General features: G+C 64.5%; 19 protein-coding genes. 6 read left to right on the top strand and 13 right to left on the bottom strand.

Annotated elements, in window-relative coordinates:
- The first annotated feature begins 128 nt into the window (after window positions 1–128).
- The 3 genes from IVB46_RS41265 (at window position 129) to IVB46_RS41255 (ending at window position 1643) form a co-directional block, all read left to right on the top strand.
- Complete coding sequence (locus IVB46_RS41265; RefSeq protein ID WP_166103634.1) at window positions 129–302, top strand: hypothetical protein; 174 nt, start codon at window positions 129–131, stop codon at window positions 300–302.
- 224 nt (window positions 303–526) lie between these two features.
- Window positions 527–778 (top strand): hypothetical protein, encoded by a 252-nt coding sequence (locus IVB46_RS41260; RefSeq protein WP_014497530.1) that lies wholly within the window; start codon window positions 527–529, stop codon window positions 776–778.
- A 499-nt stretch (window positions 779–1277) separates the two neighbouring features.
- Entirely contained in the window at window positions 1278–1643 is a 366-nt protein-coding gene (locus tag IVB46_RS41255) for a VanZ family protein (RefSeq protein WP_014497531.1), read from the top strand.
- A gap of 20 nt (window positions 1644–1663) precedes the next feature.
- On the opposite strand, the gene IVB46_RS41250 is transcribed toward IVB46_RS41255, so the two are convergent.
- From IVB46_RS41250 to IVB46_RS41195, 12 genes are all read right to left on the bottom strand, one after another.
- Window positions 1664–1948 (bottom strand): hypothetical protein, encoded by a 285-nt coding sequence (locus IVB46_RS41250; protein ID WP_247314554.1) that lies wholly within the window; start codon window positions 1946–1948, stop codon window positions 1664–1666.
- A 124-nt stretch (window positions 1949–2072) separates the two neighbouring features.
- Window positions 2073–2519, bottom strand: a complete 447-nt coding sequence (locus tag IVB46_RS41245; RefSeq protein ID WP_247314556.1) for a hypothetical protein — start codon at window positions 2517–2519, stop codon at window positions 2073–2075.
- A gap of 149 nt (window positions 2520–2668) precedes the next feature.
- Window positions 2669–4396, bottom strand: a complete 1728-nt coding sequence (locus IVB46_RS41240; protein WP_247314558.1) for a chemotaxis protein — start codon at window positions 4394–4396, stop codon at window positions 2669–2671.
- 5 nt (window positions 4397–4401) lie between these two features.
- A complete protein-coding gene (locus tag IVB46_RS41235; protein ID WP_247314560.1) occupies window positions 4402–5493 on the bottom strand; it encodes a chemotaxis response regulator protein-glutamate methylesterase in 1092 nt (363 codons plus the stop codon).
- 16 nt (window positions 5494–5509) lie between these two features.
- Window positions 5510–6364, bottom strand: coding sequence for a CheR family methyltransferase (locus IVB46_RS41230; RefSeq protein ID WP_071916273.1), 855 nt, complete (start codon window positions 6362–6364; stop codon window positions 5510–5512).
- Between the two features lie 138 nt (window positions 6365–6502).
- A complete protein-coding gene (locus IVB46_RS41225; RefSeq protein ID WP_247314563.1) occupies window positions 6503–8305 on the bottom strand; it encodes a methyl-accepting chemotaxis protein in 1803 nt (600 codons plus the stop codon).
- 60 nt (window positions 8306–8365) lie between these two features.
- Complete coding sequence (locus IVB46_RS41220; RefSeq protein WP_063985241.1) at window positions 8366–8842, bottom strand: chemotaxis protein CheW; 477 nt, start codon at window positions 8840–8842, stop codon at window positions 8366–8368.
- Between the two features lie 36 nt (window positions 8843–8878).
- Window positions 8879–10576, bottom strand: a complete 1698-nt coding sequence (locus IVB46_RS41215; protein WP_247314565.1) for a methyl-accepting chemotaxis protein — start codon at window positions 10574–10576, stop codon at window positions 8879–8881.
- A 37-nt stretch (window positions 10577–10613) separates the two neighbouring features.
- Complete coding sequence (locus IVB46_RS41210; RefSeq protein WP_247314567.1) at window positions 10614–11069, bottom strand: chemotaxis protein CheW; 456 nt, start codon at window positions 11067–11069, stop codon at window positions 10614–10616.
- Window positions 11069–13156, bottom strand: a complete 2088-nt coding sequence (locus IVB46_RS41205; protein ID WP_247314569.1) for a chemotaxis protein CheA — start codon at window positions 13154–13156, stop codon at window positions 11069–11071. Before IVB46_RS41205 ends, IVB46_RS41210 begins: the two co-directional genes overlap by 1 nt.
- On the bottom strand, window positions 13153–13518 hold the full coding sequence (locus IVB46_RS41200; RefSeq protein ID WP_008142319.1) for a response regulator: 366 nt from the start codon (window positions 13516–13518) through the stop codon (window positions 13153–13155). The genes IVB46_RS41205 and IVB46_RS41200 overlap by 4 nt, the downstream gene beginning before the upstream one ends.
- The gene (locus IVB46_RS41195; RefSeq protein ID WP_247314571.1) at window positions 13518–13841 is read right to left on the bottom strand and encodes an STAS domain-containing protein; all 324 of its coding nucleotides are present in this window, start codon (window positions 13839–13841) and stop codon (window positions 13518–13520) included. The genes IVB46_RS41200 and IVB46_RS41195 overlap by 1 nt, the downstream gene beginning before the upstream one ends.
- Window positions 13842–14127: 286 nt before the next feature.
- On the opposite strand from IVB46_RS41195, the gene IVB46_RS41190 reads away from it, so the two are divergent.
- The 3 genes from IVB46_RS41190 (at window position 14128) to IVB46_RS41180 (ending at window position 18296) form a co-directional block, all read left to right on the top strand.
- Window positions 14128–15267, top strand: a complete 1140-nt coding sequence (locus IVB46_RS41190) for an HD domain-containing phosphohydrolase (protein ID WP_247314573.1) — start codon at window positions 14128–14130, stop codon at window positions 15265–15267.
- 188 nt (window positions 15268–15455) lie between these two features.
- Window positions 15456–16127, top strand: coding sequence for a hypothetical protein (locus IVB46_RS41185; protein WP_247314575.1), 672 nt, complete (start codon window positions 15456–15458; stop codon window positions 16125–16127).
- Window positions 16128–16145: 18 nt separating this feature from the next.
- Window positions 16146–18296, top strand: a complete 2151-nt coding sequence (locus tag IVB46_RS41180) for an adenylate/guanylate cyclase domain-containing protein (protein ID WP_247314577.1) — start codon at window positions 16146–16148, stop codon at window positions 18294–18296.
- A 26-nt stretch (window positions 18297–18322) separates the two neighbouring features.
- Here IVB46_RS41180 and IVB46_RS41175 read toward each other — a convergent pair whose 3' ends face one another.
- On the bottom strand, window positions 18323–19387 hold the full coding sequence (locus tag IVB46_RS41175; RefSeq protein ID WP_247345478.1) for an SDR family oxidoreductase: 1065 nt from the start codon (window positions 19385–19387) through the stop codon (window positions 18323–18325).
- Between the last annotated feature and the right edge of the window lie 29 nt (window positions 19388–19416).

Below are 19416 nucleotides of genomic sequence, written 5' to 3'. Positions count from 1 at the left end.
TAGTGGATCGCATATCCATCTTCGCACCGGGCTCCCCCAGGCCCGGCCCCACCCAAGCAAAGCCGTCGAGCGAACGTGGGTCCGCTTGGCGGCTTTGTCTTTGTCTCGACGAGAGGATGATTTCGGTTATGGCGCGCAGGCCCTGGTCGTTCAAGGAAGACCGCCGGCTGATGGAATTGGCCAAGTCTTCGACTTCGCTGGAAGAGGCAGCAAAACTTCTCGGGCGCTCGCCCGATGCGATCAAGCGTATGGCCTTGCGCCTCGGCCTGTCGCTCAAATCCAAGGGCGCCAAGAAGGGCTAGCGTCGGCCGCGCGCGACACGTCATGGACGGGTGCGTCCGCATCATCAATCGATGCATGGCAGCCGCCAATCGACATGGGCCGATCGCTTTCAGCGCTCTCGATCTCTCCGCGCCCGGCTGCTAGACTATCCAACGACGAAGATTGAACATCGTCCCTTTTCGGCGCAGAACGGTCGCCGTACCGGCTTCGGTCTCAGTTTGCTAGATTGTTGGAGGAATGCACCATGTTGTCCCGCGCGCTCGCCGTAGCTCTGCTCCTGGCTCTGCCCTCAGTAGCGTCGGCGCAAGTCCCCGTGGGGTTCGGATTTCCAAACGGCGCGCCGTGGTGCGCCTTCGGTTTCGATTGCCGATTCCTGAATTACCGGGAATGCGCCGACTGGATTTTCGATCCCGCGCGCAACTGCCTCAAGAATCCGTACTTCGCAGCCCACTACCCGACCAATGTCGACAAGGGCTGGTCCTACAATCGGCGTTGAAACGTCGATCCCTACGAACGGCTTGGTCATGCGGTCAGGCGCGTTGCTTTGTGCCTGACCGGGGTGGCCTGGTTTTGTCGATGACGAGAATTTGGGCAGGGACGATCGCCTGCCCGTTCCCCTGAAGGCGGAACTCTCAGCCGCGCTCCGCATTGCTTTCGAAAGAAAGCGGGAGGCGGAGCCGCCATGGCAAGCTCTTTCCTTATCGTGATGTCGATCTGGTTCGGCATCAACTTCCTGTTCTTGGCAGTGCGGCTTTGGGTCACCAGGCCGAAGAACTGGCAGATGAATGCCTGCCCTCGCCAACTCAGCGCCGTCCGCGTGAGATCGCGACTACACCGCCGCGTTTGACGTCAACTGCATGCATGCGGGTTGGGCCGTAGCCTCGGCTCCGCGGCTCGCCCGTGAACCTTGGTTCATGCCCTCGAGGGTTTGTGAACCTTAACGATGTTCTTGGCTTTCGAAAGCGGCCGGCCGGTCGACCGGCTATGTTGGCGCAATGCGCCGCAACCATCTCATCGCAGCCGCGGTTATCTGTCTCGTGCTCATCGTCTATGCGACGCTGGCCAAGCTCGCGGGCCGGCCGGCACTCATGGGCCACGCGGAGGCCTACTGGGTCGTCGTGATTGAGCGCTTCAGCGCCTACGGCCTGCTGGGCTTCCTGCTGTCCTTCCTGCTACCGGGGCGCGTCAAGCTGGCTTGCGCGTTCGTGATCGCCGTCGCAGTCGGGTTGGAGGTCTTGCAGGCGGTGACGCCGGATCGTGATCCACGATTCATCGATGTGCTGCAAAAGGCCGCCGGCGGCACCGTCGGCGTCCTTCTGGCCCAGACCATCCTGGCTTTCCTGCCGAGGCCGCCGTCCTGAGGCTGGCCACCGGCGCCGGCTTACGCCACTCCGCGCCGCAAGCTCGGCTGACTGGTCGAAAGAACCCCGGACATCTGCCGATGGGCATCGCGCAGCGCCGTGATCGCGTCATCGAGGTCGAATTCGGCTTCGCGAACGGTCTCGCAGAACCGGGCCATCAAGGCGAGGTTCAGCTTGACGCGGGTGTTCCCGTCGCGGCTCTTGCGGCGATCGAGCGAAAGATGCAGCGCCTGCATCCTGGCCTCGGCAGCGCTGCAGCCGCTGAGGGTCGCGAGTTCGTCATATGTCATCCAGATCTGAGGCATGTCCCTGTCCGCCTTTTGTTATGGGCCTCAACCTAGATTTCACCTCTAAAACTAGTGTTGCCGCAGTCCAGTCGCGCCGTGATTTCGCGACAACAGCGTCAATGCAAAGCTAAAAACCCGCACCCTACGACGCAGGCGCCTTGGGCGGCGTGAACGGATGACGCGGCCGGGAACGGTTGTCGAGGCCCTTGGGCAGCTTGTCGGCGTTGAGCTTCACGACCGCGCATTTGGCGTCGGCTGCCGGCGCATCTTCCTGGCTGTAGATCAGCGTCGCCTCGAACTTCACGTCGGGTGCTTCCTTGGCCGTTCCCGAACAGCTCGCCACCAGGCCGTTGCACACACCCGAGAGTTTGACCTCGACCTCATCAGGCCCAAACACGCTCAGCGGGCCGTCAGCATGCCGGTTCACGGTCAGGACGGCCGAGAAGTGCTGCTCATCGACCCGGTAGGAACCACCATAAGTAAAGAAGCTGTCGCGGCCCGAGATCCGGCCCTCGGCCAGATCCACGATGCCGGTGCCCTGACCTCGTGAGGTCCTGAACCAGGCAGCGTATTTACCGTCTCTCAGCATGGGGAATTTTCCGAGGTGAAGATCGCCCTGTATTTGCGACCAACTCTGGGGCGCGACAATGACCTAACGGCCAGCCCTTCGGGCAAGGTTAATGCTCGGAAAACCCAATCCGTCGAATTGCCGCCGACGCGCGACGCCGGCGGCGAACGTCAGAACAACTCTATGCCGTCATCCGCGGTCTCGACCGCTTCGACGCGGCGCGTGGCGGCGATCGACGCAAGGCCAAGCGTTTGCAGGAATTCGCGGTGAACGTCCCGCTCGCGCTCCATCGTGTAGCGCGCGAAGAGATCATCGAGCATCGCCTGATCCTGCGCCTCCGGCTGCGGCCGCTGCGCGCCGGCGCTCGCGGTCTCGAGCCGCGCGGCAACCGCAGGCAAGGCTGCGGAGCTCTCGCCTAGCGAGCTCATCAGACCTTGCGCCGAATTCATCAGGCCTTCGAATTCCGCGCCTTCATCGACGAGCCGGCTCATCAGCTTGCCGAGCCGTTCATTGCCGACCTCGACCTCGCGCAGCGCCTGGAGGATCTGCGGCTCGAACTTGGCGAGCTGCGTGGGATCGCCCCGGACGCGGAGCTCCTTTAGCTCGTTCGCAGAGCGCTCGATGCCGTCGAGCACAGGCCGCAAGCGCCCCGCGCCCGCCGAAACCTGGTCGGCGGTCGCCTTGAGCTCGTTGGCGATCACGACGAACGCGCTGCCGCGACTGCCCAGATGGCTTGCCTTCAGGCCGGCATTCATTCCGATCAGGGTGATGTCGACGGTCGCCTCGGCGAGCCCGGCGATGGCCTGGCGAAACTTTGCCAGCGTGTCCTCGACGATGGCGAGCGCCTCGTCGACCGAGCGGCCGGCGCTTTCGCAGGTGGCGATCAGGGTCGAGGCATGTGCCAGTGCCTGCTTGATGCGCGCCAGGAACGATGACGGGCCGCCATCCTCGCCGCCGAACAGCGTGCGGCCATGGCCGACGACATTGCCCGCATCGTGCAGGATGGCCGTGAGCGCGCGAACGATCTGGCCGATGTCGCCGCCGAATTCACGCTGGGCGTCCCTGAGCAGGGCCGCCTGCAACTGGCAGATCGCGCGCGCGCCGACCTCGCTCGCGCCCCGTTCGGGAACGAGGCCCGGCGCAGCTTCCGACGCCCGACCGAGGCCATGACAGACATGTTCGAGGCGCTGGCGCGTGCTGTCGCCGGCCTGCAAGGAAATGATTGCGCCGCCAACCGCCTCGGCAATCTTCCTGGTGCTGGTGCTCGCGAGGACGGCGAGCTGGCTGCTGTCGCGGCGCTGGCCGCGCAATCCGGAATAGGCTGCGCCGAGCTCGGCGCTCTCCGACACCAATTGATTCCGATAACGGCTCTCGAATTCCTTCTGGCGACCGGAGGCAGTCGCAACGGCTTCCGACAGGCGCTGCTGGTCCCGCGCGCAGCCCTCGATCGAACCTTGTACCGCCTTGCCGAGGTCGTAGGCTTCCTGCGTGAAGGCGAGAAAGCCCTCGCGGTCGCCGTCCAGCGAAGCCGCCTCGATCCGCGCGCTGCGCGCGATGATGGTGATCATCTGGATGTGCTTGAACAGCGGCTTGAGCAGCGAGGACGCCTCCGCCGTGCTGTTGCCGATGGTCGCAAGCAGCGCGCTCTCGGCCGGCAGCGCCTCTGCCAGTTCGCTCAGCCGTGCGGCGATCTCCTGTAGCGCGGTCGCGGCGCCCTCGATCTCGGCGCCGGAGAGCTCCTCCGAAAGCGTCGCGAGGCCCTGGTTCAGCTCCTTGAAGATAAGGTGGCCGCGACCGAGCTCGTGACCGACGCGCGCGAAGACGTCCTCGATCCGCGACGAGACATCCTCGATCGCGGTGATCGCCTCGGTGAGTGTGCTAGCCGGAATGACGGACATCGCAATCAACCTGCCACCGCAACGTGTCCGGCCTGATACCAGAGCATGATCTCGCGCGGGATATGATGCAGCGAGACGACCTTCTCGACACCGCCATGCGCGATGGCTTCCTTGGGCATGCCGAACACCACGCAGCTCTCCTCGTCCTGCGCGCGTGTCGAGGCGCCGAGCTTGCGCATCTCCAGCATGCCGCGCGCGCCGTCGTCGCCCATGCCCGTCATGATCACGCCGAGCGCATTGGCGCCGGCATGCTGGGCCGCGGAGCGAAACAGCACGTCGACCGAGGGGCGATGCCGCGACACCGGCGGGCCGTCCTTGATCGCGATCTGGTAGCGCAGGCCGACGCGCTGGAGCAGCATGTGACGGGCGCCCGGCGCGATATAGGCGCAGCCCGGCAGCACAGGCTCGCCGTCCTCGGCTTCCTTGACGCGGACCTGGCAGACGCTGTCGAGACGCCTGGCGAAGGCCGCGGTGAACCCTGCCGGCATGTGCTGGACGATGACGATGGGAGGACAGTGCGGCGGCAGCATCTCGAGGACGTCGTTGAGCGCTTCGGTCCCGCCGGTCGATGCGCCGATGCACACGATGCGTTCAGTCGTCGGCCGGACCTTGCCCTGCACCGGCGGCGGGATGATGGCGTCGGCGGTCAGCTTCCTCTCGATCGTACGGCGCTCCGCCCGCGGACGCACCCGCGCGCGCGCTGCCGATTTCACGGACTCGCGCAGCCGCGTCGAGCATTCGAGCAGCGCCTGCCGGGTGTCGATCTTCGGTTTCGGCACGATGTCGACCGCGCCCGCCTCGAACGCCTCGAACATCACGTTCGAACCTTCCTCGGTGAGCGAGGAGCAGATGATCACCGGGATCGGGCGCTGCGCCATGATCTTGCGCAGGAAGGTCATGCCGTCCATGCGCGGCATTTCAAGGTCGAGGATCATGACATCAGGGATTTCGTTCTGGAGGCGGCGCGCCGCGGCGAACGGATCGGAGGCCGTCCCCATCACCTCGATGTCAGGATCGTCGTTGAGGATCGTTTGCAGGATTTGGCGCACCGACGCCGAATCGTCCACGATCAGTACGCGAACTTTCTCCCTCGGCATTCTGGTTGCGCTCCGGCTAGACCTTGAAAATGGTTGGCTGAACTTGCTTCAGACCCGGCACTGCACTGTGAATCATCGATTCCGAATGACCGACCAGAAGATAGCCGCCGGGCCGCAAATGGCTGCACAATTGCTCGATCACCTTGCGCTGGGTCTCGCGCTCGAAATAGATCAGGACGTTGCGGCAGAAGATGATGTCGACGTCCCGGTCGACGGGGTAGGACTTATCCATGAGGTTCATCCTCATGAAATGCGTCATGCGCCGCAATTCCGGCACCACCCGCACTTCGCCGCGCAACTTGTCCCGCGACGACAGGAAATAACGCTTCACGAAGGGCTCCGGCACCGGGGCGAGCACGTCGCGGGTGTAGATCGCGGACTTGGCAAGGCGCAGCACCGCGGTCGAGATGTCGGTCCCGAGGATGCGGTACTGAAACCGCGAGCCGTTCCGCGTCATGTCGTCCAGCACCATGGCGGTGGTGTAGGCTTCCATGCCGGTGGAGCTCGCCGAGCTCCAGATCTTCAGGTTCGCGTTCTTCCGCCCGTGCGACTTGAGCAGGGCCGGGATCGCGACGTCCCTCATGAAGGTGAAGTGCTGGGGCTCCCGGAAGAAGTCGGTCTTGTTGGTCGTCACCACATCGATGAGATGGGTCAGCTCGGTGTCGAAATGATCGGCCTCGAACAGGTTGTCGACATACTCGTTGAGGTCGGAGAAGTTCAGCGCACGCACGCGCTTGTGCAGCCGCCCCTCCAGCATCAGCCGCTTGCCCTGCGGCAGCTTGATGCCGACCTGGCCCTCGATCAGTTCGGCGATGGTCCGGAAGTGGCGGTCGGACAGATGGACGACCGTATCCTGCACGGCGGGCATCATGGCTGAATGCCCCGATCCGCGATGGCCGCCTGCACTGAATGTCGGGCCGAACCGGCCATCTTGAATCCCACGCGTTTACTCGATCACTGACGGCGGATCGGCCCACCGGTGAAGGATGGGCCGACCTCTTGACGGCTCTCAGCGCTGGAAATCGGCGTCCCGATCGTCCTCGCCGCCGTTCATGTCGAAGGCGAAGCCGCCGCCACCGGCCGCCTTCACGGCGCGCGCCGGCCTCGCCTGCGGTTTCTTGGCCGGACGCTCGACGGCCGCCATTGTCGCCGCCTTGGCGCGGAGCTGGTTCACCGCCCGGTCGATCGGCGCGGCGGCTTGGGCGCGTCCCTGCTCGATGCGGAAATAGGCGATCGTCGACTGAAGCTGCTCGGCCTGCGAGGCGAGCTCCTCCGAGGTCGAGGAGACCTGTTCGGACGCGCTGGCGTTCTGCTGGCCGACCTTGTCGAGCTGCTGGATCGCCTGGTTGATCTGGGCCGAGCCGACGTCCTGCTCGCGGCAGGCGGCGGTGATTTCCTCGACGAGCTCAGCCGTCCTCTTGATATCAGGGACGAGCTTGGAGAGCATATTGCCGGCTTCCTGCGCGACCTTGACGGTTTCAGTCGAGAGCGTGCCGATCTCGGCGGCGGCGGCCTGGCTGCGTTCGGCGAGCTTGCGCACTTCGGACGCAACCACGGCAAAGCCCTTGCCGTGCTCGCCGGCGCGCGCGGCCTCGACCGCGGCGTTGAGCGCGAGCAGGTCGGTCTGGCGCGCGATCTCCTGCACGATCGTGATCTTCTCGGCGATGGTCTGCATCGCGTTGACGGCGCGGCCGACGGCGGCGCCGCTGGCTTCCGCGTCCTTGGCGGACTGCGCGGCGATCTTCTCGGTCTGGTTGGCGTTGTCGGCGTTCTGCTTCACGTTCGAGGCCATCTCTTCCATCGAAGAGGAGGCCTCCTCGGCGGACGAGGCCTGCTCGGTCGCGCCCTGCGAGAGCTGCTCGGCACTGGCCGAGAGCTCCTGGCTGCCGGCGGAGACGTTCTGCGCCGCGGTCAGGGCTTCCGACACGATCTGACGGAGCTTCTCCACCATGCGCTCGAGCGCGAGGCCGAGCGTATCCTTGTCCGACAGCGGTTTGGCCTCGACCATGAGATCGCCCTGTGCGATCTGGTTGGCGAGCGCCGCCGTCGCATTGAGGTTGACCGTCATCGCGTTCAGCGACTTGATGAGATCGCCGATCTCGTCATTGCTGGAGGACTCGATCTTGTGGCTGAGATCGCCGATCGCTACCGCATCAGCGAGGCCCACCGCCTGCGCCAGCGCACGGCTGATGTTCAGCGCAATCCAGGTCGCCGCGACCGCGGCGATCAGCAGCGAGGCAATGACCAGGCTCATCAGCAGCATCTCGGCGCGCGCACCGTCCTGCTTGGACTGCTCGGCCTGCTCAGCCATGTTCTTCTTGACATTCTTGATGTAGACGTCGGCCGCTTCGATCGCGTCCGCAACGACCTTGCGGCCATCATGCATGGAGCGATCCAGGGCCTTCGGCTTGTCGGTCTTCGCGAGCCGGACCGTCTCGTCCTGATAGGCGTTGAGCTTGGCGAAAGCGACGTTGAAGACCTCCATCAGCTTCTTGCCGCTTTCGCTGGCGGCTGCGTAGATCTCGTCCTTCGACTTGGTGATCGCGTCGCGGTTCTTGATGAGGTCGGCCTGGAATTGCTCGTGCTCTGCATCGGACGCTGCGAGGATCGCGTTCTTCTCCGCGCGCACGAGGAACAGGATGCCTTCCTTCAGCTCCGCCGCCTTTTCCATCCGGCCCGCACGGCTGACCAGAAGCTCGGTGGTGCTGACCATGTCCGCCAGCTTCAAATAGCCGACCGCACCGGCGATCATGGACAGCAGGATGACGACGCCGAAGGCGCTGGCAAGCTTGGCTTTGACGGTGAATCTCATGTCAGTCTCGTTGGTTCGAATTGGGGTGCTTACGCTTGACCACGCTTCACGCTTGCAACTTCAGGCAGCGCGAGAGGTATCGCGCCCTTCCGGGATCTCGTCGTTCGCCATCAGCTTGGCGAGATCGAAGATGACGACGAACTTCTCGCCCTTGCGGCCGATGCCGGCGGCATAGTCGGACTGCCATTTTCCGCCGACCTCGGGGATGGGCTCGATCGCCTGCTCGTCGATATCGGTGACCTCGAACACGCAATCGGCCACGAAGCCGACGCCGACCAGACGATCCTTCATCGGCACGTCGAGGATGATGATGCGGGTCGCTTCTGTCGCTTCCACGGCCGGCAGGCCGAGCTTGGTGCGGAGGTCGACGATGGGATAGCCGCTGCCGCGCACGTCGATCATGCCGAGCAGGAAATTCGGCGCATGCGGCAGCCGTGAGATCGGCCGCATGTCGAGAATTTCCCGGACATTGCGGATGCTGATGCCGAACGTCTCGCCGGCGAGCCCGAGCGTCAGATATTGCGAGGTTGCGGCCATGGTACGGTCCAGGGTCAGATTGTTTTCAAGTTGCAGTCAGCGCTGAAACTCGGCGTCGCGGTCGTCTTCGCCGTCATGCATGTCGAAGGCGAAGCCGCCGCCATTGGCGACCTTCATCGCGCGCGCCGGCTTGCGGGCGGGCGCGGGCTTCTTGACGCCGCGGTCCGCTGCCGCCATGTGCGCGGCCTTGGCGCGGAGCTGGGTGACCGCACGGTCGATCGGCGCGGGCGCGGCAGCCTCGCCGCGACCGGCATGCTCGATGCGGAAGAACGAGATCGTGGACTGAAGCTGCTCGGCCTGCGAGGCAAGCTCCTCGGAGGTCGAGGACACCTGCTCGGAGGCGCTGGCGTTCTGCTGGCCGACCTTGTCGAGCTGCTGGATCGCCTGGTTGATCTGGGCTGAGCCAACGTCCTGCTCGCGGCAGGCCGCCGTGATCTCCTGGACCAGCTCGGCAGTCTTCTTGATGTCGGGCACGAGCTTGGACAGCATGTCGCCGGCTTCCCGCGCGACCTTCACGGTTTCCGTCGACAGCGTACCGATGTCGGCCGCGGCCGCCTGGCTGCGTTCGGCGAGCTTGCGCACTTCGGACGCGACCACCGCAAAGCCCTTGCCGTGCTCACCGGCGCGCGCGGCCTCGACCGCGGCGTTGAGGGCAAGCAGGTCGGTCTGGCGCGCGATCTCCTGCACGATCGTGATCTTCTCGGCAATGGTCTGCATCGCATTGACGGCACGCCCCACGGCGACGCCGCTGGCTTCCGCGTCCTTGGCCGACTGCGCGGCGATCTTCTCGGTCTGGTTGGCGTTGTCCGCGTTCTGCTTCACGTTCGAGGCCATCTCTTCCATCGAGGAAGAAGCTTCCTCGGCGGACGAAGCCTGTTCGGTCGCGCCTTGCGAGAGCTGCTCGGCACTGGCCGAGAGCTCCTGGCTGCCCGCGGAAACGTTCTGCGCCGCGGTGAGTGCTTCGGCGACGATCTGCTTGAGCTTCTCGACCATGGAGTTCAGCGAGGTGACGAGATCGCCGATCTCGTCGTTGCTTGTGACCTTGATCGACTGGCTGAGATCGCCATCGGCAACCGCGCCGGCGAGCCCGACGGCGCGGCCGAGACCGCGGGAGATGCTCAAGGAAATCCAGATCGCGGCGATCAGGCCGATGACAAGCGAAGCCAGCACGGCCGAGATCAGCAGGAGCTGGGCCCGGTTGCCGTCCTCGTGAGCCTGGGCCGCCTGAGCGGCCATGTTCTTCTTGACGTTGGTGACGTAGACGTTGGCGGCTTCCATGGCCTCGGCGACCGCCTTGCGGACCTCGGTCATGGAGCGCTCGGCGGCTTTCGCCTTGTCGGTCCGGGCGGTCTTGAGGGCGTCGTCCTGAACGGCGTTCATCCGCGCATAGGCGACGCCGAAATTCTCCATGAGTTTCTTGCCTTCGGGGGAAGCCGCGGCCTGGATCTCTTCCTTCAACTTCGAGAGCGTCTCGCGCTGCTTGGCGATTTCGGCGATAAAACGATCCGCCTCGCTTTCAGGCGCGAGAATGAGGTTCTTCTCGGCGCGAACCTGAAGCAGGATACCCTTCTCGATCTCCGCCGCACGGTCCATCCGGTTGGCACGCGACACCAGACTGTCGGCGGTGTCGATCATCTCGCTCAGTTTCACATAAGCGAGGCCACCCGCCGCCATCGACAGCGACAGGACCACACCGAACGCGATGGCAAGCTTTGCCTTGACCGTAAATCTCATTTCCAGCCCCTACCCCAGTCTCGCCCGAGACCTCATCTCAATTCAGGATGCGTTCCATGTTGGGAACGATGACAAACTCTTCACGCCACTTGGCGATGAAACGGATGAATTCCGGCTTCCAGTGCATGCCGACGCGCGGCGTCTGCTGTACGTCGGTCTGCGATATCTCGGTGACCTCGTAGACCTTGTCGGCGGTGACGCCGACCAGCACCGGCTCGCCGTCGAGCTCGAGCTCGATGACGACGATGCGGGTGTCGGCGGAGTCGTCGAGCTGCGGCATGCCGAAGCGAATGCGCAGGTCGGCGAGCGGAATGACGTTGCCGCGCACGTTGATGACGCTCGGAACGAAGGCCCGCGCGCCGGCCACCTTGGTCACCGGCACTGGATCGATGATCTCGCGCACGAGGCCGGCATCGAGCGCGAACTTCTCCTCGCCGAGGCCGATCATCACGACCTGCATCGCGTCGACCTGATGTTCGCCCGCCTCGTTCATCACGCCGCCTCGCTGATGTGCTGCTTCTCGACCTTCGACTGCGCCATCGCGACGAGCTGTGCGACATCGAGGATCAGCGCCGCCGTACCGTCGCCCAGAATGGTCGCGCCGGAGAAGATCGTGACGTCGGAGTGCAGCTTGGAGAGCGACTTGATCACGGTCTGGTGGTTGCCGATGATCTGGTCGGCGACCAGGCCGACGCGGGTCTCGCCGGTCGAGATGATGATCGTCTTCTGGTGCCGGTCAGGCGCGCCCGATGCGGTCATGATCTCGCGCAAGCGCAGGAACGGCACGAGGTTGCCGCGCACGTTGAGGAAGTTGCGGCCGCGCGAGCGCTCGTCCTCGGCCGTCAGCTCGACGCACTCCTCCACCGCCGACAACGGAATGATGTAGCGGCCCTCGCCGACGCGGATCAAAAGACCCTCGATGATTGCAAGCGTCAACGGCAGGCGCAGCGTTACCGTGGTGCCCTGGCCCGGCCGGGTCGACAGGTCGATCGTGCCGCGCATGTTCTCGATGGTGCGCTTGACGACGTCCATGCCGACGCCGCGGCCCGACAGCGCCGAGATGGTCTGCGCGGTCGAGAAGCCCGGGTGGAACAGGAACTGGTGGATCTCGTGATCGGTCAGCACGGCGCCGGAGGCGATCAGCCCCTGCTCTTCCGCTTTCGCGCGGATGCGCGCGGTGTTGAGGCCGCCGCCATTGTCCTTCACGGTGACGAGCACCTGCGCACCGGAATGAACGGCCGCGAGCTCGATCCGGCCTTGCTCCGTCTTGCCGTTGGCGGAGCGGGTCGCGGTGTCCTCGATGCCGTGGTCGATGGCGTTGCGAATCAGGTGAACCAGCGGATCGGCCAGGCACTCGATCATGGTCTTGTCGAGCTCGGTGTCCTCGCCCGTGGTGACGAATTCGACCGGCTTCGACAGGTCGCGCGACAAATCGTGCACCAGGCGGCGGAAGCGGCCGAACAGCGAGCCGATCGGTACCATGCGCGCGCCCATCGTGGTGTCGCGCAGGGAGGAGGCGAGGCGCTCGATTTCCTCGGCGATCATCTTGATCGAGAGATCCGAGCCGGACGAGGCGAGCTGCGTCAGCCGCGCCTGGGCGATGACGAGTTCGCCGACCCGGTCCATCAACTCGTCGAGACGCTCGGCCTGGACGCGGACGGTGGCGATGCCGCGATCGTCACGCTTGGCCTCCGGTTTCGGTTCAGACTTGGATTCAGGCTTGGCTTCCGGCTTCGGCTCCGCCTTTGCGACGGGCTGCGCGGCGACGGGCGCGGCAGCGACCTCGGCCACCGGCGCGGCCATCTCGGCCACGGGAGCCAGCTCCTCGTCGAGGAGCTGGAACAACGGCAGCGGCGCGGGCGCTTCGACCTGCTCAAGCGGCGAGAGCGTCAGCTTCATCTCGTCCTGGACGAACATAAAGACGTCGTCGATCGCGTCCTTGTCGCAGGCGGCGTGCAGCTTGACGTCCCACTTCAGATAGCAGTCTTCCGGCTCCATCTCATCGAGGAACGGGATGCCGTCGGTCACGGGCACGACGAAGCACGGGCCGAGCTTGCAAAGGTCTTCCAGCAGATCGAGCGGGTTCGAGCCGTTGCGCAGGACGTGGGATTCAAATTCCAGATACAGGTGCCAGCCGGCCTGCTTGCTTTCACTGGGTGCCAGCGGCGGTGCTTCGGCGATTTCGGCGACGGGAGCGGCAGGCTGGTCGGGAAACACGAAGCGCTTGAGGTCGTCGAGAATGGCCTCGCCGATGATGTCGTCGGTCGATTGCGGATCCTCGATCAGCGCGCGGATATAGTCCTTGGCCGCAAGCGCGACCGAGATCAGCTCCTGCGTCGGCTTGATCTCGCCCTTGCGGACGCGGTCGAACGCGGTCTCGAATTCGTGGGTGAAGGAGGCGACCTTGTCGAAGCCGAACATGGCGCCCGAGCCCTTGATCGTATGCAGGGCGCGGAAGGCGGAATCGACCAGCTCGCGGTCGTCGGGACGCTGGCCGAGATCGAGCAGAGCCCCTTCCAGAACCTCGAACAGCTCGCTGGCTTCCTGGCGAAAGACCTCTGTCGGGTCCATCGCGTTCATGCACGCACCAGCTTGCCGACCACGGCGAGCAGCTGCTCCGGCTTGAACGGCTTGGTAATCCAGCCGGTGGCGCCGGCGCTCTTGGCTTCCTGCTTCACCGTGTCGTTGGATTCGGTGGTCAGGAACACGATGGGCATGCCGACCGCGCTCGGCAGCTTGCGCAGCGCCCGGATCAGCTCCAGCCCGTTCATGACGGGCATATTGAGGTCGGTGATGACGAGGTCGAGCTTGCCGGCCTGCGCCTTGGCGAGCCCTTGCGCGCCGTCGCCGGCCTCGATCACGTTGTGACCGGCCGGTTCGAGCACGACCTTGATCATCTGACGGATGCTGGGGGAATCGTCGACCGTGAGAATCGTGGCCATCAGGTGCCATCTTTCTTTTGCGGGAAGTGCTGATCGATCATCGCATCGCTGGCGAAGCCGGCGCGGCGAAGGGTGGTGCGCAGAGACTGGGAGAATGATGTGAGCACCACCGGGCGGCCCTGGGCCTCGCCCGTCCTGGCGGTCGACAGCAGAAGCTGGATCGAGGTTACGTCGGCTTTGTCGACGCTCGAGCAATCGATCTCGAGCCGGTCCTGCCGGCCGAAAGCTTCGCGGATCAGGTCATAGACGCTGCGGATCGCAGCGATGCTGCAATCTGCAGGCAGCCGTAGGGACCACTTCGGCTCAGTGACATCAGACGGCATTCGTCCCCCAGATTTCCTCGGGATTCGCTGCACGCATGACGCGAATCTCGCGCGACGACTATTCGCTTGGGAGAGTGTGCAAACCCCTAATGGGCATCACCGTACAACTACGGGTCACAAACCGAAGAACTTCGCGCATGCATGCAGGCGTGCATGGTTCGCTCAATTCGCATGCGCTGTGCGCAGTCTTGAGTCAGTTCGCCGCAGCCCGGGCGTTTGCTCCGCGTTAAATCGCAAAGACTATTCGTGGAGGTCACGCCTCGCATCCGAACGAGACCGGCCGCCGATGCTGACCCAAGCGCTTCTCGTTGATGACAGCCGCTCTGTCCTCAATTTCCTGAAACGTCATATCGAAGCCGATGGCCTGGTCGAGGCCACGACGTTCCTCGATCCCGTCGAGGCGCTGGCTTGCGCACGCGAGCGCGTCTTCGACCTCGTGCTGGTCGACTACGAGATGCCGCATATGGACGGCATCAGCTTCATCCGCGCCTTCCGCGCCCTGCCCGGCTGCGCCGACATCCCGATCGCGATGATCACGTCGCGACAGACCGATGACGTCAAGATGGAAGCGCTGCAGGTTGGTGCAACCGATTTCTTACCGAAACAGCCACAGAGCGTCGAGATGACGGTGCGGCTGCGCAATTTGGTGCGCCTTGGTGCAGCCGTGCGCAAGCAGAACGACCGTGCCGCTGATCTGGCGAGCGCGGTCGCGGCCGCGACCCAGAAGCTCGGCGAGCGCGAGGAGGAGATCATCCTGCGGCTCGCGCTCGCGGTCGAATACCGCGACAACGACACCGGCGAGCACACGCTGCGGGTCGCGCGCTACAGCCGCATCATCGCCGAGCAGCTCGGCCTGCCGCCCCGGCTCTGCCGCGACATCTATCTGGCCGCGCCCCTGCACGACGTCGGCAAGGTCGCCATCCCCGACCATATCCTCCTCAAGCCCGGCAGGCTCTCCGACGATGAGATGGCGGTGATCCGCACCCATGCGACGATCGGCGAAAAGATCCTGGCGGACTCCAGCTGCGAGCTGATCCAGCTCGGTGCGCAAATTGCCGCAGGCCATCACGAGCGCTGGGACGGCGCGGGCTATCCGAACGGCCTTCAGGCAAACGAGATCCCGGTCGCCGCGCGCGTCGTCGCGGTCGCCGACGTCTTCGACGCCCTGACGACGCGCCGGCCATATAAAGAGCCGATGCCGCTCGACGTGGCGCGCGACTATCTGGTCGAGAACCAGGGCCGGCAGTTCGACCCGGCCTGCGTCGAGGCCTTCCTGTCGCGCTGGGACGAGGTCGTGGAAATCGCCGCCGGTCACCAGGCGACGCCGTATCAGAAGACCGAAGCGCCTCTCGCGCCTATTATAGAGAGTGTGGCAGAGAGCTGTGCGGTCGAGGACCGGTTGGCTGAGCCCGTCCCGGCCGCCTGACATGATCCATCCGGCCAACCGCTTGCCGCGGCTTCGCTTTTCTCCGGTCGCAGGTTTGAACCTGTTCCTGCTAGAGTGCACCAACAACCAAGAGTGATTCCGGTCACATTTGTCTGGACGCGCCGCTGCTAAGCATCGGACCAGGACGGGGACCGGCGATATATCGGTCGAATTGGATGAGAACTCCCATGAGAAGCCTGATCGGCGCTGGTGTCGGCGCGTTCTGTCTTGCGGCCCCCGCTTTGGCGGAGACCCCGGCCGCGATCGTCGAGGACGTCCAGGGCAAGGTCGACGGCATCGCGTTCATGGACTATGTGGCGCCCGGCAAGATCATCAAGCTCGGGCCCAAGGCCAGCATCACGCTCAGCTACCTCAAATCCTGCCAGCGCGAGATCATCAGCGAAGGCGTCGTCCTGGTCGGCGCCGAGCAGAGCACCGTGCAACTCGGCGAGGTCAAGCGCGAGAAGGTGCCCTGCGATACCAATGCAGCAAAACTGTCCGAGCGCGAGGCCAACCAGAGCGCCGCAACGACCTTCCGCACCATGCGATCGGACGCCAAGGGAGCGCCGCCGGCCAAGCTGCCGACGCTCTATGGCGTCGCCCCGCTGATACAGGCCAAGAGCGGCAGCACGCTGGTCATCGAACGCACCGACGGCAAGGAGCCCACGATCAGCGTGCCGCTCAAGAGCGAGATCATGGTCGGCGGCAAGTTCTACGACTTTGCCAAGGCCGGAAAGACACTGACCCCGGGCGGCAGCTATCTCGCCATCCTCGGCGCCAAGCGCTACGCCTTCCAGGTCGATGCCAACGCCACGTCATCGCCGACGCCGATCGTCGGTCGCCTGCTGCGGCTCGAATAGGCGGTCTGCGACGGGGCGATGCGGCGGATCGGGGGACGGGACATCGTTGCGGCGATCCTGATTGCGCTCGTTGCGGGCGCAGTCTTCACGTCCCCGCCGCTTCAGACGCTGCAAGGTCTCTCGCTCGATATCCTCACGGCGCTGCGCTGGGAGCTTGTCGGCGATCGCCGCGATCCCGCCGATTCGCCGGTCGTCGTCGTGGCCATCGACGGCGAGACCTACGACACCCCACCCTTCAAGGGATCGCCGACGCAGACCTGGACACGCGAGATCGGCCGCGTGCTCACGGGCATCACCGACGGCGGCGCCAAGGTGATCGGCTTCGACGTCATCTTTCCAAGCTCGATCGAGCAGTCGGAGATTTCCTTTGGTGACGCGCCGATCGGCGCCCGCATGAAGGGCTTTGACCGGGACTATCTGATCGCGCTGCGGAAGCTTTCCGACAACGGCAAGCTGGTGCTCGGCGAAATCCTCAGCAATGACCATCCGGATGTGCCCTACCCCGCACAGCGACTTGCGGTGAGAAACAATGTCCGTGCCCTCAACGTTCATACCGACACCGACGACGTGATCCGGCGGATGCCTCTAAGCTTTTCCATCGGCGACAAACGGGTGCCCGCCATGGCCGTCGAGCTGGCTGCGCACGCACTCGGCGCAGCGCCGCAGATCGGGCCGTCTGGCGCAACGATATTGTCTGGCTATGCCATCCCAAGCGCAGTGCCGAACACGCTGACGCTCAACTACCGTGGCATGGGCCGCGATGTCCCGACCTATTCTTTCGCCGACCTGCGGGCTTGCCTCGAAAAGGGCGACGCCGATTTCTTCCGCCGCGCCTTCGACGGCAAGGTCGTGCTGCTCGGCACCATTCTCAACTTCGAGGACCGCAAGCTGACCTCGATGCGACTGTCCGGCGGACATGACGGGACGCCGGCTGCGCGATGCGCCCTGCCCGCGCCGGCAGACACCCTGCGAAAGGCCCGCAGCGACGTCGCAGGCGTGTTCGTGCATGCCACCGTCGTGCGAAACCTGATCGAGCGCGACGCAGTGACCGAGCTCGGCTTTCCCATGCGGACCGTTCTCACGATCGTGTTCGCGGCGATCATCGCCTGCGCGGCCTCCATGCTCGCACCGGGCGGCGCGTTGATCGCCTGGCTCGGCCTCACTGCCGCTTACACAGCCGCGGCCGTCACCGCGTTCGTACACGCGCTGGCGCTGCCGCTGACCGAGCCTGCGCTCGCAAGTCTTGCCGCGCTCGCGATGATGATCGGCTACCGCTTCGTGCTGGCCGATCGCGACGAGCGCTTCCTGCGCCAGAGCTTTGCCTTCTATCTGGCGCCCGAAGTGATCAACACCATGGTTGCCTCCGGCAAGATGCCGGCGCTCGGCGGCGAGATGCGCAACGTCACCATGTTCTTCTCCGACCTCAGCGGCTTCTCCTCGATCGCCGAGACGATGACGCCGGGCGAGCTGGTGACCCTGATGAACGAATATCTCTCGGCCATGACCGACATCATCGAGAGCCATGGCGGCTATGTCGACAAGTATATCGGCGATTCCATCGTCGCGATGTTCGGCGCGCCGGCCGACGATCCCGCCCACGCGCGCAACGCGGTTCACGCCGCCCTGAAGTGCCACGAGAAGCTCGCGGAATTGAACGCCAGCAATCCCGCCTTCGCAGGCCACGGCCTGTCGCACCGCATCGGGCTCAACAGCGGCGAGGCCGTGGTCGGCAATATCGGCTCGCGCCGTCGCTTCAACTACACCGTGATGAGCGACACCGTGAACGTCGCCTCGCGACTCGAGGGCGCCAACAAATATTACGGCACCGCCATCATGGCCTCGGAAACGACGATGGCACAGACCGGCGACACTTTCGCCTGGCGTGAGCTCGATGCGATCAGGGTGCTCGGCCGCGGCGAAGCAATCAAGGTGTTCGAGCCGCTGGCGGACAAGGGCGCAGAGAGCGCGGCGCAAACAAAGATGGCCGCGGCGTATGCGGAGGGGCTCGCCTCCTGGCGGGCGAGGGAGTTTGCGAAGGCGGCCGAGGCGTTCGACGGCGTCGCGAAGATCGACCCGGCGTCGGCGCTGTTCGCCAAGCGCGCAAAAGCCCTCGCCGCAAATCCACCATCGCCAGAGTGGACGCCAGTCAATACGCTGGAAGGAAAGTAGCGGTTGTTTACTCTTCGTCAGAAGGCTCAAGGAATGACGTTCGCGGCACGCAACCTGCTGAAGAGATCGAAAAAACTGTCGTCCGTCGCCTGATATTCAAGGAAGCCGAGCTTACGGCTCTTGCTCATATCGGTGACGACTTCGATAGGGCGGCCCAAGTCGGCATCGGTGTGCCATGCCGACGAAAGGACGGAGAGGTCGCTTTCGGCGAGATCATACCTGAGCGCGATATCAGCCCATATACGACCTGAATCGGCAAGCTGACGCTCAAGCGGCGAAATTTCCTCTGGAAAGGGGGCAGGCTGCAACCCGAACCAGCCGGCCAGTCGCGCCCACATCCAGCTCCATCGGAAGACATCGCCATTTACGACGTTGAATGCCTGGTCTCGCGCGACCGTCGTCATCGCGGCCCATTCCAGGTGCCGCGCCAGCAATCTGGCATCCGTCATATCCGTCAAGCCGGTCCATTGCATCGCCGAGCCTGGAAAGAGAAATGGCCGCCCCGTTTCTCGACAGATCGTCGCGTAGACGGCAAGCGTCGTTCCCATGTTCATGGCGTTGCCTATCGCATAACCGATGATCGTGTGCGGGCGGTGAATGCTCCAGCTGAAACCACCGCGCCTGGCTGCATCGAATAGTTCGTCCTCCTGAGCGTAGTAGAAGTTCTCGACATCGAGCCGCGGTTGCTCCTCGCGGAATGGCGTCGCGGGCAGCCTGCCTTTACCGTAGGACTCGAACGGTCCCAGGTAATGCTTTAGCCCGGTGACCAGCGCGACATGAGAAAGCGTATCTGCGCCGGAAAGTGCCCCCAGCACGTTGCGCACCATCGCAGCGTTAACGCGGATATTTTCCGCCTCGGTTGGCTGACGTAGCCATGTGGCGAGAAACACGTGAGTGGGACGAAGGCTCGCCAGGATGTCGCGAAGCGAGGCCGGATCCTGCAGATCGGCCGCGATGGGACGAACACCATCGAGGTCGCTTGGTGGGCGCCTTGCGAGCCCAAGCACCTGCCAGCCGCGATCGCTGAGATGGCGGGCGAGATTGCTGCCGACAATACCGCTGGCGCCGACCACAAGCGCTGTGTTCGTCATCGCTGCGCCCTCCTGTTCGGTTGAGGAGG

This window comes from Bradyrhizobium sp. 61 (genome assembly GCF_023073075.1).
Classification (GTDB): domain Bacteria; phylum Pseudomonadota; class Alphaproteobacteria; order Rhizobiales; family Xanthobacteraceae; genus Bradyrhizobium; species Bradyrhizobium barranii.
This window is presented reverse-complemented; position numbering and strand designations above follow the sequence as displayed.